General features: G+C 64.0%; 12 protein-coding genes. 8 read left to right on the plus strand and 4 right to left on the minus strand.

Annotation, left to right across the window (positions count from 1 at the left end):
- From AAF563_23940 to ubiG, 4 genes are all read right to left on the minus strand, one after another.
- On the minus strand, window positions 1–1,025 hold a 1,025-nt coding region (locus AAF563_23940; GenBank protein MEM7124349.1), incomplete at its 3' end, for an SLC13 family permease.
- Window positions 1,026–1,044: 19 nt separating this feature from the next.
- Window positions 1,045–2,502: an aldehyde dehydrogenase family protein gene (locus tag AAF563_23945; protein MEM7124350.1), complete on the minus strand. Its 1,458-nt coding sequence runs from the start codon at window positions 2,500–2,502 to the stop codon at window positions 1,045–1,047.
- A 132-nt stretch (window positions 2,503–2,634) separates the two neighbouring features.
- The gene (locus AAF563_23950; protein MEM7124351.1) at window positions 2,635–4,923 is read right to left on the minus strand and encodes an ATP-binding protein; all 2,289 of its coding nucleotides are present in this window, start codon (window positions 4,921–4,923) and stop codon (window positions 2,635–2,637) included.
- Window positions 4,924–5,004: 81 nt separating this feature from the next.
- Window positions 5,005–5,775, minus strand: coding sequence for a bifunctional 2-polyprenyl-6-hydroxyphenol methylase/3-demethylubiquinol 3-O-methyltransferase UbiG (gene ubiG / locus AAF563_23955; protein MEM7124352.1), 771 nt, complete (start codon window positions 5,773–5,775; stop codon window positions 5,005–5,007).
- 96 nt (window positions 5,776–5,871) lie between these two features.
- On the opposite strand from ubiG, the gene AAF563_23960 reads away from it, so the two are divergent.
- The 8 genes from AAF563_23960 to prmC all read left to right on the plus strand — a co-directional run bounded on the left by AAF563_23960 (window position 5,872) and on the right by prmC (window position 15,131).
- The gene (locus AAF563_23960; GenBank protein ID MEM7124353.1) at window positions 5,872–7,092 is read left to right on the plus strand and encodes an aspartate kinase; all 1,221 of its coding nucleotides are present in this window, start codon (window positions 5,872–5,874) and stop codon (window positions 7,090–7,092) included.
- Window positions 7,089–8,129, plus strand: a complete 1,041-nt coding sequence (locus AAF563_23965) for a nitronate monooxygenase (protein ID MEM7124354.1) — start codon at window positions 7,089–7,091, stop codon at window positions 8,127–8,129. Before AAF563_23960 ends, AAF563_23965 begins: the two co-directional genes overlap by 4 nt.
- An 84-nt stretch (window positions 8,130–8,213) precedes the next feature.
- Window positions 8,214–9,479 (plus strand): helix-turn-helix domain-containing protein, encoded by a 1,266-nt coding sequence (locus AAF563_23970; protein MEM7124355.1) that lies wholly within the window; start codon window positions 8,214–8,216, stop codon window positions 9,477–9,479.
- 81 nt (window positions 9,480–9,560) lie between these two features.
- On the plus strand, window positions 9,561–10,679 hold the full coding sequence (gene ispG, locus AAF563_23975; GenBank protein ID MEM7124356.1) for a flavodoxin-dependent (E)-4-hydroxy-3-methylbut-2-enyl-diphosphate synthase: 1,119 nt from the start codon (window positions 9,561–9,563) through the stop codon (window positions 10,677–10,679).
- Window positions 10,680–10,706: 27 nt separating this feature from the next.
- On the plus strand, window positions 10,707–11,951 hold the full coding sequence (gene hisS / locus AAF563_23980; protein MEM7124357.1) for a histidine--tRNA ligase: 1,245 nt from the start codon (window positions 10,707–10,709) through the stop codon (window positions 11,949–11,951).
- Window positions 11,951–13,213, plus strand: coding sequence for a glutamyl-tRNA reductase (gene hemA / locus AAF563_23985; GenBank protein MEM7124358.1), 1,263 nt, complete (start codon window positions 11,951–11,953; stop codon window positions 13,211–13,213). The genes hisS and hemA overlap by 1 nt, the downstream gene beginning before the upstream one ends.
- Window positions 13,210–14,283 carry a peptide chain release factor 1 gene (gene prfA / locus AAF563_23990; GenBank protein ID MEM7124359.1) on the plus strand — a complete coding sequence of 358 codons (1,074 nt, stop codon included), beginning with the start codon at window positions 13,210–13,212 and terminating at the stop codon, window positions 14,281–14,283. Before hemA ends, prfA begins: the two co-directional genes overlap by 4 nt.
- Entirely contained in the window at window positions 14,280–15,131 is an 852-nt protein-coding gene (gene prmC / locus AAF563_23995; protein ID MEM7124360.1) for a peptide chain release factor N(5)-glutamine methyltransferase, read from the plus strand. The genes prfA and prmC overlap by 4 nt, the downstream gene beginning before the upstream one ends.
- Window positions 15,132–15,288 lie beyond the last annotated feature (157 nt).

Consider the following 15,288-nt stretch of genomic DNA (forward strand, 5'->3'; position numbering starts at 1 on the left):
AGGTTGATATCGTGCTGGCGGCCCAGGCTCAGGCTGCTCGGCGTGTGGCCTTCGATCCGGCTGCGCGGCTGCACCACGGCTTCGACCATCACGGCGTCTTCGCCGGTCAACAGTTCCGCGGCCTGCCCCTTGTCGCCGACCAGCTCCAGTTTCAGATCAGCGACCGCCGCGGCGATGCCGTCGGGGCTTGCTTCCAGCATCAGCACGTCGCCCTCGCGCACATGCTCGCGCCGCGCCGCGCTCAAGATGCGCCGGCCTTGCCTGATCAGACCGATGATGCGCGTGTCGTGCTCCTCCAGCGCCTCGTCGAGTTCATGGATCGGCTGGTCGATGGCTTTCGAACCCTCGCCGACACTGGCTTCGGTAACGTAGTTTTCGATCGCGATCAGGTCGGCGGGCACGTTGCGGCTTCTGACATCCTTGGGCAGCAGCCGCCAGCCGATCAGGGCGACGAACAGAACACCGATCACCGCGACAACACCGCCGACCGGGGTGAAGTCGAACATGCCGAACTCCGCGCCCAGGTTCTCGGCACGGTAGGATGCGATGATGATGTTGGGCGGCGTGCCGATCAGGGTGGCGAGACCACCCAGGATCGAGCCGAACGAGAGCGGCATCAAGACAAGCGCCGGCGCGCGGTCAACCTTGGCGCAGGACTGGAGCGCGACCGGCATGAGGAGCGCCAGCGCCGCGACGTTGTTCATGAAGGCCGACAGGAACGCCGCGACACCGGCCAAGACGGTAACGTGCAGGAACGGGCTGGCGCTTGCGCGCACGACCGACCGCGCGATGATGTCGACAACGCCTGAGTTGAAAAGGCCGCGGCTGATGACCAGCACCGCCAGCACGGTGATCACGGCGGGATGGCCAAAGCCGGTAAAGGCTGCCGTGCTGTCGACCACGCCCGTCAGGACGGCCGCGATCAAAGCGGTGAAGGCGACGAGATCGTAACGCCAGCGGCCCCAGATGAAGAGCGCGGCCGCTACCAGGATGATGACGCTGATTTCAATCTGGTCGCTGGTCACGCGTTATCCGCCGTTTGGTTCAGCCGACATCGAAACTGATGCCCTGGGCAAGCGGCAGTTCCGTCGAGAAGTTGATCGTGTTGGTCTGGCGCCGCATATAGGCGCGCCACGCATCGGATCCGGACTCGCGTCCGCCGCCGGTGTCCTTCTCGCCACCGAACGCACCGCCAATTTCCGCGCCGGACGGGCCGATATTGACATTGGCCAGGCCGCAGTCGCTGCCCTCATCGGAGACGAAGAGCTCGGCCTCGCGCAGATCGTTGGTGAAGACACAGGACGACAGGCCCTGGGGCACATCGTTCTGCATGGCGATGGCGTCGGCGAAGTCGCTATAGCGCATGGTGTAGAGGATCGGCGCGAACGTCTCTTCCTTGACCACACCGGTCTGCGACGGCATCTCCGCGATCGCCGGTTTGACGTAGTAGGCACCGGGGTACTCCGTCTCCAAGACGCGTTCGCCGCCATGAACCCGCCCGCCTTCGTCGATGGCGCGTGACAGGGCCGCCTGCATCGACTGGAACGAACGCCCGTCGATGATCGGTCCGACCAGATTACCGCCTTCCAGCGGATTGCCGATGGGGACGCTGTCATAGGCCGATTTGAGGCGCGATAGCAGGGCGTCATAGATGGCGTCGTGGGCGATGACGCGGCGCAGGGTGGTGCAGCGCTGACCGGCCGTGCCGACGGCGGCGAACGCGATGCCGCGCACGGTCAGATCAAGATCGGCGGTCGGCGCGACAATCGCGGCGTTGTTGCCGCCCAGCTCCAGCAGGTAGCGACCCATGCGGCCGGCGACACGCGGCGCGACTTCATAACCCATGCGCGTGCTGCCGGTGGCGCTGACCAGGGCGACGTCGCGGTTATCGACCATCCGCGCGCCGGCCTCTTGCGCGCCGACGACGATCTGGACGAGATCCGACGGCACGTCGAAGTCGCACGCATCGGCCGCGCGGCCCAACAGGCGCTTGCAGGCGATGGCCGTCAGCGGCGTCTTCTCCGACGGTTTCCACACCATGGTGTTGCCGCAGACCGCCGCGATGCAGAAGTTCCACGACCAAACGGCGACGGGGAAGTTAAAGGCGGTTATGCAGCCGACGACGCCCAGGGGATGCCACGTCTCCATCATGCGATGGCCGGGCCGCTCCGACGCGATGGTGAGGCCATAGAGCTGGCGCGACAGGCCCAGCGCGAAGTCGCAGATATCGATCATCTCCTGCACTTCGCCCTTGCCTTCTTCCAGGATCTTGCCGGTTTCCAGCGTCACCAGCCCGCCAAGTGCATCCTTGTGGGCGCGCAGTTCGTCGCCGAAGCGGCGGATGACCTCGCCACGCTGGGGCGGCGTCAGCTTGCGCCAGGCGCGTTGGACCTCGACGGATTTGGTGACCATGCCGTCAACCTCGTCGGGGGAGGTCATCTTGACGCGGGCCAGTTCGGCGCCGTCGATCGGGCTCACCACCGCGTGGTCGCCACCGGTCATAAAGGCGTTTTCCAGGTCCTGATCGTTCAGGCCCAGCTGATTGAAGATCGCATTCTTGTCCATGGTCTACCCCGCCTGGTGTGTCGCCGGATTCCGTGATGATGGAAGCCGTGCGCCCTTATGGGACGGCGATCAGGTCGCGGTCAATTTCCTTGCGGGCACGCTGACACGTTCGGCGGGGAAGATGGCGGTCACGGTGGTGCCTTCGCCTTCCTGACTGTCGATCGTCAAGGTGCCGCCGTGCATCTCGAGAAGCGCCTTGACGATGGTGAGGCCAAGGCCCGAACCCTGGTACTGGCGCTCGCCCGTGGCGGCCTGAACGAATGGTTCGGTGATGTTGGCGAGGGCGGCCGCCGGAATGCCGATGCCGGTATCCTCGACGACCACGGTGATCTCACCGCCCGGCGCCTGATAGACATGGGCGGTCACCGTGCCGCCGCTATCGGTGAACTTCACCGCGTTCGATAGCAGGTTGAAGACAATCTGGCGGACCGCGCGGCGGTCGCCGTGCAGGGTCGGCAGATCGTCATCGATGTCGACTTCAAGGCCGATGCTCTCGCGCGCGGCGATCGGTTCCATCAGCCGGATCGACGTGCGCACGATGTCGGAGATGTCGACGATGTCGTCGTTCAGTCTCAGCTCGCCCTGCTCGATGCGCGCGACGTCCAGGACGTCGTTGATCAGGGTCAGAAGGTGCGTGCCGCTGTAGTGGATGTCGTTGACATAGTCGCGGTAGCGGTCGGACCCGATCGGCCCGAAGACCTCGCTCAGCATGGTCTCGGAAAAACCAATGATCGCGTTGAGTGGTGTGCGCAGCTCATGACTCATGCGCGACAGGAAGTCGGACTTCGCCTGGTTCGCCTGCTCCAGATTAACGTTGGCGGAGATCAGTTCCTGTTCGGCGCGCTTGCGCTCGGTGATATCGGCGACGATGCACTGCATGGCGTCCTTGCCTTCCCACGGCACGGTGCTGTTGCGCGCCTCAAGCCAGACGGTACTGCCGTCCTTGCGCAGTCCCTGGTATTCGTAGGCGCCGGTCTCATGGGTCAGAACAAAGCGGCGTTGCAGGTCATGCAGTTTGTCGCGGTCGCCCTCGGCGACGGTATCGTCGATCGATTCAAGCGTCATGACATCGTCCGGGCTTTCATAGCCATGAATGTCGGCAAACGCTTGATTCGAAAAGAGAAATCGTCCATCGCGACGGATCGTGATGCCCTGGGTCGAGGCCTCGACCAGGGCCCGGTACTTGGTCTCGCTGGCTTCCAGCTCGCCGGTTCTGACGTCGACCTGGCGCTGCAACTCGTCGGCGGCGACGCGTAAATCGGTATGACGCAGACGCAGCACGAGGACACCCAGCATCACCATCGCGATCGCGACGATGACGCCGGCCAGAACGTATTGCAGGCGCAGCTCCGACAATGCTTCGGCGATGTGGGCATCGGGCGAGGAGAGCGCGATGACGATGCTGGCGTCGCCCAGGTCGACACTGTTCCAGGCGACCAGCATGCGCTTCGCCTGGCCGCCCGGTTGACCGCGCAGGTCGTATTCGTCCATGCCCGACGACTGCGACAGCAGTTTCTCGTCGAGCCGGAGCAGTTCGGGGAAGCCTTCGTGCAAGCCGTCGAAGACGTTGCGGCCGATATTCTCCGTGATCTTGTCGTAGACGACCGAGCCGTCGCTGGCCAACACGATGCTGGCGCCGAAGCGGCCCTCTTCAAGCGGCGTCACGAACCGTTCGATTAGGTTGTCGAGATCGAAGACGACGACCAGCACACCGATCACACTGGTACCGTCGACCAAGGGATAGCGTATGGCGAGCGAGCGCTGGAGCATGTCAGCGAAGATCGCGGCATCGGGCGGCGCATCGCCTTGCGGTACCGGCGCTTCCCATGCTTCCTGCGCCCAGGTGCCCAGGCTGGTCAGAACATCCTGATCGGCCAGCAAGTTGGTCGAGGATTCCGCGCGTAACTGTCCCGCGCTGTTGAACAGCAGCAACGACAGTTCCGTTGAATTGCGGTTGGCGTCCATGAACCGGGCAAGCGCTTCCGGCGTCACGGTTGAGCTCGACATCAGCGTGGCAACCTGCAGGCTGAGCAGGTTGCCATGACGGATCACCATGTTCTGGATCTGGTCATGAATGGCCCGCGCGGCGATCTGTGTCACCAGGAACTGCTGATGATTGAAGGTCGCCTCTTCGCGCCGCACCGCGCGTTCGTCGAGCCAGGCCACGGCGCCCAGCATGAGCACCATGGCCACACCCCAAATGGCGACAACGGCCCAGAATGTGCGCCGTTCGCGCCTGCGCCTTAGATCAGCCTGCTCTATGGTCGCCACGGCCATGACCTTGGTCGAGATACCCCGATTGTCGTTTAACCCGCGATCGGTGAACCACCCTGGCTCGTCAAAACTGCTCTCCCCCACGAACCCCCCATGGTCTCATATTGAGGCCGGTCACCGCAAACTGCCTGTATCAGCATCCTAAATGGGCGTCTGCGACAGCGATCACGCTGAGGTCGCGGTCATGAAATAATTGACGTCGAGATCGCTGGACAATCGCCACTCGTCGGCGACCAGATCGAACACGACACCTCTGGTGTCGCTCGGGCTGGCGCCGGCCGCGCGCAGGTCACGCGCCAGCTCTGAGGGACGCACGAACTTTCGCCAGTCGTGGCTGCCACGTGGCAGCCAGCGCAGGACGTACTCCGCGCCGACGATGGCCAAACCGAAGGCCTTCGCGGTGCGGTTCAGGGTCGACAGAATGATCAGGCCGCCGGGTGTTGCCAGTTCGCAACAAGCACGGACAAAAGCGCCGCGATCGGCCACATGTTCAATGATTTCAAGGGCCAGAACGACGTCGAACCGTTCGCCGGCGGACGCAGCCTCCTCGGCCGTGGTGCAGCGGTAATCGATAGCCAGACCCTGGCCGGCAGCATGGGCGCGGGCGGCGCCGATATTGTTTGCCCCCGCGTCGATACCCGTCATCTCCATACCGAGGCGCGCCAGGGGTTCGGCCACGAGGCCGCCGCCGCAGCCGATATCGACCCCGCGCAACCCCGAAAACGGCTCATTTTGGCTGGTTTCAAGCCCGAAATGGGCGGCAATGGTGTCGCGGATATAGGTCAGGCGAACTGGCGTCAGGCGATGAAGCGGGCGAAACGGGCCTTTGGGGTCCCACCAGCGGTCGGCCAGCGCGTCGAACTGCTGTACCTCATCGGGATCGACCGTCGACGGGCGTTTCCCGGTTGCCGGGGCGGCGGCTTGCTTCGCTATCATGGCGAGAGTATGTAGGGCCGCATTCCGGCCGGAAAGCGCAAATTCCGGCCTTAGAGCATATGCGCTCCGGCAACCGTTCCATGAAACAGACGTAACATGGCCGTCATCGTTCAGAAATTCGGCGGGACGTCGGTCGGCGGCATTGATCGCATCCGCCACGCCGCGACACGCGTCAAAGAAGCTGTGGACCGGGGAGACGAGGTCGCCGTCGTCGTGTCGGCCATGAGCGGCGAGACCAATCGTCTGGTCGATCTGGTGCGCACCATGGCGCCGGTTCACGACGCGCGCGAATATGACGCCGTCGTTTCCAGCGGCGAACAGGTCACCGCCGGCCTGATGGCGATCGCAGTGCAGCAGCTCGGCATCGACGCCCGTTCATGGACGGGCTGGCAGATCCCGATCCGGACAGACGACGTCTATGGCGCCGCCCGCATCCAACAGATCGAGACCAGTCTCCTGAAGGAACGCCTGGCGAATGGCCAGGTCGCGGTGGTGACGGGTTTTCAGGGTATTGGTGACGTCGGGCGTGTGACGACCTTGGGGCGCGGCGGATCCGATCTGAGCGCGGTCGCCTTGGCAGCCGCTTTGGGCGCTGAGCGTTGCGATATCTTCACCGATGTGGAGGGTGTCTTCACCTGCGATCCCCGTATCGTTGCCAAGGCCCGGAAGCTCGATAAGATCACTTATGAGGAAATGCTGGAGTTGGCGTCCCAGGGCGCCAAGGTCCTGCATACGCGGTCCGTCGCAACCGCCATGAACCATCATGTGCGGCTGCAAGTTCTCTCAACCTTCACCGACACGCCGGGCACGCTTGTCGTCGACGAGGACGAAATCGTGGAGCAACAAGTTGTCAGTGGCATCGCCTATAGCCGGGACGACGCCAAAATCACCATCATCGGCCTGCCGGATCGCCCGGGCGTGGCGGCGAGCCTGTTCGGACCGTTGGCCGACGCCAACATCAATGTCGACATGATCGTCCAGAACATTTCCGAGGACGGCGACCGCACCGACCTGACGTTCACTGTCGCCAAGGCGGACTTGGACCGCACGCTCGATCTGCTGGAGAAGGACAACGACAAGCTGGGTGCACAACGGTTTGCGCCGGATGCCAATGTGGTGAAAGTCTCGGTGATCGGTGTCGGCATGCGCAGCCACGCCGGTGTCGCGCGGACCATGTTCGATGCGCTCGCCGGGCGCGGCATCAACATCCAGTTGATCTCGACATCGGAAATCAAGATCAGCGTGCTGATCTCCGAGGACTATCTGGAATTGGCGCTTCGCGCGCTCCATACGGCCTACGGCCTGGACGTGGATTGAACCGGTTGCTGGCGCCGTCACCAGGCCGTGCGCGGCTGGACCAACTGTGGGCTCGTGGCCGCGACCTCTTAGGCGTCGAGCACGCCATTATGGGCGGCGCGATGACGTGGGTGTCGGAGCGCAACCTGGTCGCGGCGATCTCGAATGGCGGCGGCTTCGGCGTGATCGCTTGCGGCGCCATGACGCCGGATCTGCTGGCGGCAGAGATCGAGGCGACGCGCGGGCTGACAGACGCGCCCTTCGGCGTCAATCTGATTACCATGCATCCGGACCTGGACGCGCTGATCGACGTTTGTGGTGATCACGCGGTCAGCCATATCGTGCTTGCCGGCGGCCTACCGTCGTCCAACTCGATTGCCCAGGTGAAGGCGCGTGGCGCCAAGGCGATCGGCTTTGCGCCCGCGCTTGCCATCGCGCGAAAGCTGGTCCGCAGCGGCATCGACGGGATCGTCATCGAGGGCATGGAGGCAGGCGGTCATATCGGTCCGGTCGCGACCGGCGTGCTGGCCCAGGAGATCCTGCCGCATATCGAAGATGTGCCGGTGTTTGTTGCCGGCGGCATCGGGCGGGGCGAGGCGATTGCGACCTATCTGACCATGGGCGCCGTCGGCGTGCAGTTGGGTACGCGGTTCGTGTGCGCGACGGAATCGATCGCCCATGACGACTTCAAACGCAGCTTTATCCGCGCTGCCGCCCGCGACGCCCAGCCGTCGGTCCAGCTTGATCCACGCTTTCCGGTTATCCCCGTGCGTGCGCTGGCCAACGATGCGACCAAGGCGTTTCTGGACAAGCAGCGCGAGGTCATCGACCGGTTCGACAGCGGCGAGTTGGACCAGAAGGCGGCCCAGCTTGAGATCGAGCATTTCTGGGCCGGTGCGTTGCGCCGCGCCGTGATTGACGGCGATGTCGAGGCGGGCTCACTGATGGCCGGGCAAAGCGTCGGCATGGTGACCGCCGAACAGCCGACCGCAGAGATCATCGGCGAACTGGTCGACCAGGCGACCGCAGCGCTTGAGACTCGAGCTCTACGCGCCTGATTTGCCGCATTTTGGCGCCAATGCTAGGGTTAGATCCCGAAACTCCAGGGACGAGGGGCCCTGTGGTCGGGTTTTAGCAGCGCCATGACACAAACACCGGAACGGGCTGAACCGACGGCTGACAACAGCAACGTCATGCCGTTTCGCGATGTGAACGCGGAGACGGCACCGCGACGCATTGCCGACCAGCTTGTCTCCGCGCGATTGTCCAGAGGTCTTGAGCTTGAGGACGTCGCCGCGGTTCTGCACATCCGCCTCGACTATCTGCAAGCGATCGAAGAGGCCCGGTTTGATGATTTGCCGGGTCCGACCTATGTCGCCGGCTTTGTCCGTACCTATGGCAAGCATCTGGGTCTTGATGGTGAAGAGCTGGTTCGCCTCTATAAGGACGAGTCCGGCGGTGTGCTGGCGCGCCAGAATCTCTATTTCCCGGTTCCTGCGAGCGAGACCCGGCGTCCAACCGGGCGCATGATCGCCATCGCACTGCTGGTCGTCGTCGTGGCGCTCGCCGCCTGGTATGCGGTTGGCCAGCGTGATCTCGTCGATCTCGAGCAGATCCCTCCCGTGCCGGACTTCCTGGCCGAAACGTCAACCGATGACGGCGTCGCCTTGGAGGTCGCCGGCAGTGAGGGAACGAGCACCGGCGAGGAGAGCAGTGACATCGCGACGGCGACCGGCAGCGAGCAGACCGATATCGGCAGCGATGACGTCGAGACGTTGTTTACAGGCGAGGAACCTGTCGACACGGGGACCGATGATGGCCTGTCGATTGGCGCGGAAGTCGGCGATGTCGCGATCGCGCGTCAGAACGTGGCGAGCGGTGCCGGCACGGATCAGGCCGCCACGATCGAGAACGAGCTAGCGGAGACCACGGGCAGCGTCGCTATCGATACCGTCGAACCCGAGCCTGCGGAGACAACCGACGGTGTGGCGATCGACACTGTTGAAACCGAGGCCGATGCGCTTCCCGAACCACCTGAGCCAGAGACGGACGTGGCCATCAATGTCGAAGACGGCGCCGGTCTTGGCGAGATCGCCGCCACGACGGGCGACGACGACTATGTGCCCAGGGTCTATGGGCGGACAAACACTGATTCTCGCGTCGAACTGCGCGCGGTCGAGACCAGTTGGGTCCAGATCGAGGCGCCGGGGAACCAGGTGCTGCTGACCCGCGTGCTGGCGCCGGGCGATACCTATCGTGTGCCCAATACCGGCGACATCATGCTAAAGACCGGCAATGCGGGCGGCCTTGAAGTGCGTGTCGATGGCGAGCTCATCGGATCCCTGGGTGAGCAGGGCGAGGTGATCAAGGACGTCCTTTTGGAGCCTGACAGCCTGCTTGAGCGTTAGGATCCCTCAACCGGTTTGACTTTACGGTTCCCGGGCGCTGGGCTATCAGGGCGCTCCGGACAGAGCGACTGGCCGAAAACCATGCAAAACCAAGATACCGATAGGCCGGCGCGGCGCAAAAGCCGCAAAATTCATGTCGGCAGCGTCGAGGTTGGCGGCGATGCGCCGGTTACGGTGCAGTCGATGACCAACACGCTGACCAGCGACGCGCATGCAACGGCCGAGCAGATCAGCGCACTGGCGATTGCCGGCGCTGATATCGTGCGCGTGTCATGTCCGGACGAAGCCTCGACCAAGGCATTCAAGTCGCTGGTCTACGAATCCCCCGTGCCGCTGGTTGCCGACATCCATTTCCACTATCGCCGCGGCATCGAGGCGGCGGAAGCAGGCGCCGCGTGCCTGCGCATCAATCCCGGCAACATCGGATCCAGCGACCGCGTTCGCGAGGTCGTTCAGGCGGCGAAGGATCATGGCTGCTCCATGCGCATCGGCGTCAATGCCGGCTCGCTGGAGAAGCACCTTCTGGAGAAGTATGGCGGGCCGACGGCCGACGCCATGGTCGAAAGCGCGATGGGTCACGCGAAGATCCTGGAAGACCACGACTTCCTGGACTTCAAGATTTCTGTCAAGGCGTCGAACGTGCCGCTGGCCGTGGGCGCCTATCGCAAGCTGGCAGCGGTTTGCGACTATCCGCTTCACCTTGGCATCACCGAGGCCGGCGGTCTGATCGGCGGCACGGTCAAGTCATCGATCGGCCTGGGCATGCTGCTGTGGGAGGGTATCGGCGACACGATCCGCGTCTCCCTGGCGACCGACCCGGTCGAAGAGGTGAAGGTCGGCTGGGAGCTTCTGAAGGCGCTTAACTTGCGCCAGCGCGGCGTCAACATCATCGCCTGCCCGTCCTGCGCGCGTCAGCAGTTCAATGTCGCCGAGACGGTCGCAGCGCTTGAAGAGCGGCTGGCCCATGTCGAGGTGCCGATGACCGTCTCGATCATTGGCTGCGTCGTCAACGGTCCGGGCGAAGCCATGCTGACGGATATCGGCCTGACCGGCGGCGGCAAGGGCAACCATCTCGTCTATATGGCGGGCAGCGCCGACCACAAGGTGTCCAGTGGCGATATGGTCGACCACATCGTCGAGCTCGTTGAACGCAAGGCCGAAGCGCTCAGCGCTGGCGAGCACGCCGACGCCGCCGAATAGCCGAACCTTAGAACGGACGTATCTGCCGTGGCCAAACTTCAGCCCGTGCGTGGCACCCACGACCTCTTACCAGAGGACTGCCGGCGCCAGGATCGTGTCATCGATGCCTGTGCCGCTGTGGCGGAACGCTACGGCTATGGTGAGATCCGCACACCGGTTTTCGAGTTTACCGGCGTCTTCTCGCGCAGCTTGGGCGACACCAGCGATGTCGTGACCAAGGAGATGTACACATTCGAGGATCGTGGCGGCGACACGGTCACGCTGCGCCCCGAGAACACCGCGTCGGTCGCGCGCGCGGTGCTGAGCAACGGCCTGTTGCAACAGATGCCGTTGAAGCTCTGGTATGCCGGGCCGATGTTTCGCTATGAGCGTCCGCAAAAGGGCCGCCAGCGCCAGTTCCATCAGATTGGCGTCGAGTTGTTCGGCATCGCCGAGCCGACCGGCGACATCGAGGCGATTGCCATGGGCGCCGACGTTCTGGATATGCTGGATGTGCTCGACCGGACCCGGCTGGAACTGAATACCTTGGGCGATGCGGCAAGCCGCGCGGCCTACCGCGACGCGCTGGTCGGGTTTCTGCGAGACCACCGTGACGACCTGAGCGATGACAGTCGCGACCGCTTGGAACGCAACCCCATGCGGGTACTGGATTCAAAAGACGAAGGCGACAAGCGGATCGTCGCCGACGCGCCGATCATATTCGATCACCTGACGCCGGAGGCTGCCGACTTCTTCGGTACGGTCAAGGCGGGATTGGATGCGCTCGGCATTGCCTATCAGGTAAACCCGAAGATTGTGCGCGGGCTCGACTACTACAGTCACACGGCGTTCGAGTTCGTGACAGACCAACTGGGCGCCCAGGGCACCGTTATTGGTGGCGGTCGCTACGACGGTTTGATGGAACAGATGGGCGGTCCGGCGACACCGGGCGTCGGCTGGGCCGGTGGTATCGAACGCCTGGCGATGATGGCGGGCGACCCGGCGCCGCTGCCCAGGCCCTATGCCATTCTGCCGGTCGGTGAGAGCGCCGGCGCTACCGCCCAGAAACTGGCGCACGATCTGCGCCGCCAGGGCCTGATCATCGAACTGGCCTATCGCGGCAATTTGAAGAAACAGATGCAGCGCGCGAACAAAGTCAACGCACGGGCCGCTGTTATCATGGGCGATGACGAACTTGCCCGCGGTGTCGCGACGTTGCGCGACCTCGACAGCGGGGAGCAGACCGAACTCCCGATCGACCGGGTAAGCGAGGGTCTGCGCGCGCTCAGTTAGTGAAGGACGTCGCGCGCCATCATCTGGCCGTCGGGGTCAACCATCGCTCGGCACCGCTGGACCTGCGCGAGCGCCTGTTCGTGACTGAACAGGAGTTAACGGCGTACTACGAGAGTATTCGCGAGGCCGGCATTGACGAAGCCATGCTGTTGTCGACCTGTGATCGCGTCGAGCTGCACGTTGCCCATGACGACCCCGATGCGGCCGCCGCGACGGTGTGCGCCCAGTTCGCGAACCGCGCCGGCGCGACGGTCGATGCGTCGGTCTACGTCAAGCAGGATGAGGAAGCCCTGCGGCAACTCTTTGCCGTGGCGGCATCGCTCGACAGCCTGATCGTCGGCGAACCGCAGGTGCTCGGGCAGGTCAAGGCGAGCCATCGCCGCGCCGCCAAACACGACATGATCGGGCCAGTGCTGGACCGCCGGCTTCAGGCTGCCTATGCCGCGGCCAAGCGGGTCAGGACGGAAACGGCGATCGGCGAGCGGCCGATCTCCATAGCCTCGGCCGCTGTTGAAATCGCGCGCGATATCCACGGTGATCTCGCCCGTGTTTCCGGTTTGATGATCGGGGCCGGCGAGGCCGGTGAGCTGATTGCCGAGCGGATGCTCAATCATGGGCTGTCGCGCCTCGGTGTGACCCACCGAACGCGCGCCATGGCCGATCCCATCGCGCAGCGATTGGGCGCCGAACTGCACGACATGGCGAACCTGGCCGATGACTTGGCCGGCGCCGACATCGTGATCCTGTCGGTCGGCACCGGGGGGCATGTGTTGGGCTACGACGACCTGCGACAAGCCTTGAAACGGCGGCGCAACCGGCCGATTTTTGTGGTCGACGCCGCGGTGCCGGCGGAGGCCGATCCGGCCATCGACCGTCTGGATGACGTGTTCCTTTACGGCCTCGACGATCTCGAACGTATCGCGCTGGCGGGGCGTGCCGGACGTGCCGGTGAGGCGGAAGCTGCATGGGCAATCGTGGATGAGAGCCTGGAGGCCTTTCAGCATGACCGGGATCAACGCCGTGCGACGCCGGCCGTGGCTGCGCTCAGGTCGCGTTTCGAGACCATTCGCCAGGAACTGATGGCGGAGTTAGGCGGCGCCGGGAGCGAGGAGGCGACGCGACGGCTGGTCGGACGCTTGCTGCACGATCCGTCAGAAGCGTTGCGCGAATTGGCGGCGCGCGATCCCAAGGCCGCTGAACATGCCGATGTGGTGTTGAAGGCGTTGTTCCGCTTGCCGCCGGACGAAGAGGAAAAGTCGTGAGTTTGCAGGAAAAACTCGATCGCGTGGTGTTGCGCCATCAGGAGCTGGCCGAACTGCTGAACCAGGCGGCCGGTGGCGACAGCGACGAGTTCGTCAAACTGTCGAAGGAGTACGCAGAGCTCTCGTCGCTGGTCGAAACGGTTGGGGAACTGCGTTCGGCAGAGAGTGAACTGGCCGATCTCGACGAGATGATCGCCGCCGAGAACGATGCGGAAATGAAGGAGATGGCCCGCCAGGAACGCGACGGCCTGGCCGAGAAGGTGCCCGATCTGGAACGCAAGGTGCAGCTTATGCTGTTGCCGCGCGACGAGGCGGACAAACGCAACGCTATCCTGGAGGTGCGTGCCGGCACCGGCGGCGACGAGGCCGCGCTGTTCGCCGCCGATCTCCTACGCATGTATCAGCGTTACGCGGAGTCGCGCGGCTGGCGGTTCGAGCTCTTGGACGCCAGCGAAATCGGCATCGGTGGCATCAAGGAGGCCCAGGCGCTGATCTCCGGCCAGGATGTCTTTGCCAGAATGAAGTACGAATCCGGTGTGCACCGCGTGCAGCGCGTGCCGGTGACCGAATCCGGCGGGCGCATTCACACTTCCGCCGCGACCGTCGCCGTCCTGCCGGAGGCCGAGGAGGTCGACGTGCACGTCGACGACAAAGACTTGCGTGTCGACACCTATCGCGCGTCCGGCGCCGGTGGTCAGCACGTCAACAAGACCGACAGCGCCGTGCGGATCACCCACTTGCCTACCGGCATCGTCGTCGCCCAGCAGGACGAGAAATCGCAGCACAAGAACCGCGCGAAGGCCATGAAGATCCTGCTTTCAAGGCTCTATGAGCAGGAGCGTCGCGAGCGCGACGAGGCGCGCGCGGAATCGCGCCGCTCCCAGGTCGGGTCCGGCGACAGATCCGAACGCATTCGCACCTATAATTTTCCGCAGGGGCGTGTCACCGATCACCGCATCAACCTGACGCTCTACAAACTCGAACAGCTTTTGAACGGCGACGGTCTCGACGAGATTGTCGACGCGCTGACCGCCGAAGACCAGGCCGCGCAACTGGCCGAACTGGCGTGAGCGGACGCACGCTTCAGCAATCGATTGCTGCGGCCGCACAGCGTCTCGAAGATGCCGGTGTCGAAACGCCCAAGCGCGATGCCGAGGTGTTGCTGTGTCATGTGCTGACGTGTGACCGCGCCTATCTGATAGGCCACGGTGACGATCCGCTTGCCGATAACGACGCGAACGCCTTCGACAACGTGATTGCGAAGCGTGAGGCGCGTGAGCCGGTTTCACAGATCCTGGGTACGAGGGAGTTCTGGAGTCTGGCGTTTGGCGTCAGCCGCGCTGTCTTAAGCCCGCGCCCCGAAACCGAGACATTGATCGAGGCGGTTCTCGATCATATCGCCGATCGTTCGAAGCCGATGCGCCTGCTCGATCTCGGCACCGGAACGGGTTGTTTGTTGTTGACGCTGCTGCACGAACTTCCGGCCAGTACTGGTATCGGCGTCGACGCCAGCAATGATGCGTTGTCGTTGGCCCGTGGCAATGCAGAACGTCTTGCGCTTAGTGACCGCGCAGCGTTTCAGTCTGGCGACTGGGCAGACGGTTTGAGCGGACCCTTCGATATCGTCGCGTCGAACCCGCCCTATATCGAAACCGCAACGCTCGCCTCGCTGGCGCCGGAGGTCGCGTTGTGGGAGCCGGTCGCCGCGCTCGACGGTGGCTCGGATGGATTGGATGCCTATCGCCGGATCGTGCCGCAGTTGAAGCCGATCCTGGCTGACGAGGGCATCGCCGTGCTGGAACACGGACCCGGCCAGGCCGACGCGATTGCCGCGCTTGCCAGCCGGGCCGGGCTGGGCGTCGTCGAGCGGCGGCGCGACCTTGAAGGCCGGGAGAGATGCCTGATTCTAAAAGGTTAACGGTCTGGGGACAGGACGAAAAAAACTGCTTGGAAAGCGTGCGCTGGTTGGCTACCGTCCTTTCCGCACAGACCGGCGGAACCAAGCCTAGGGGCTTTGGTTGATGAGCAAGCGGTGATCGCCACCCTGCGTCGGTATCTGACTGCATCAGCGACGA

Source organism: Pseudomonadota bacterium (assembly GCA_039028155.1).
GTDB lineage: Bacteria > Pseudomonadota > Alphaproteobacteria > SP197 > SP197 > JANQGO01.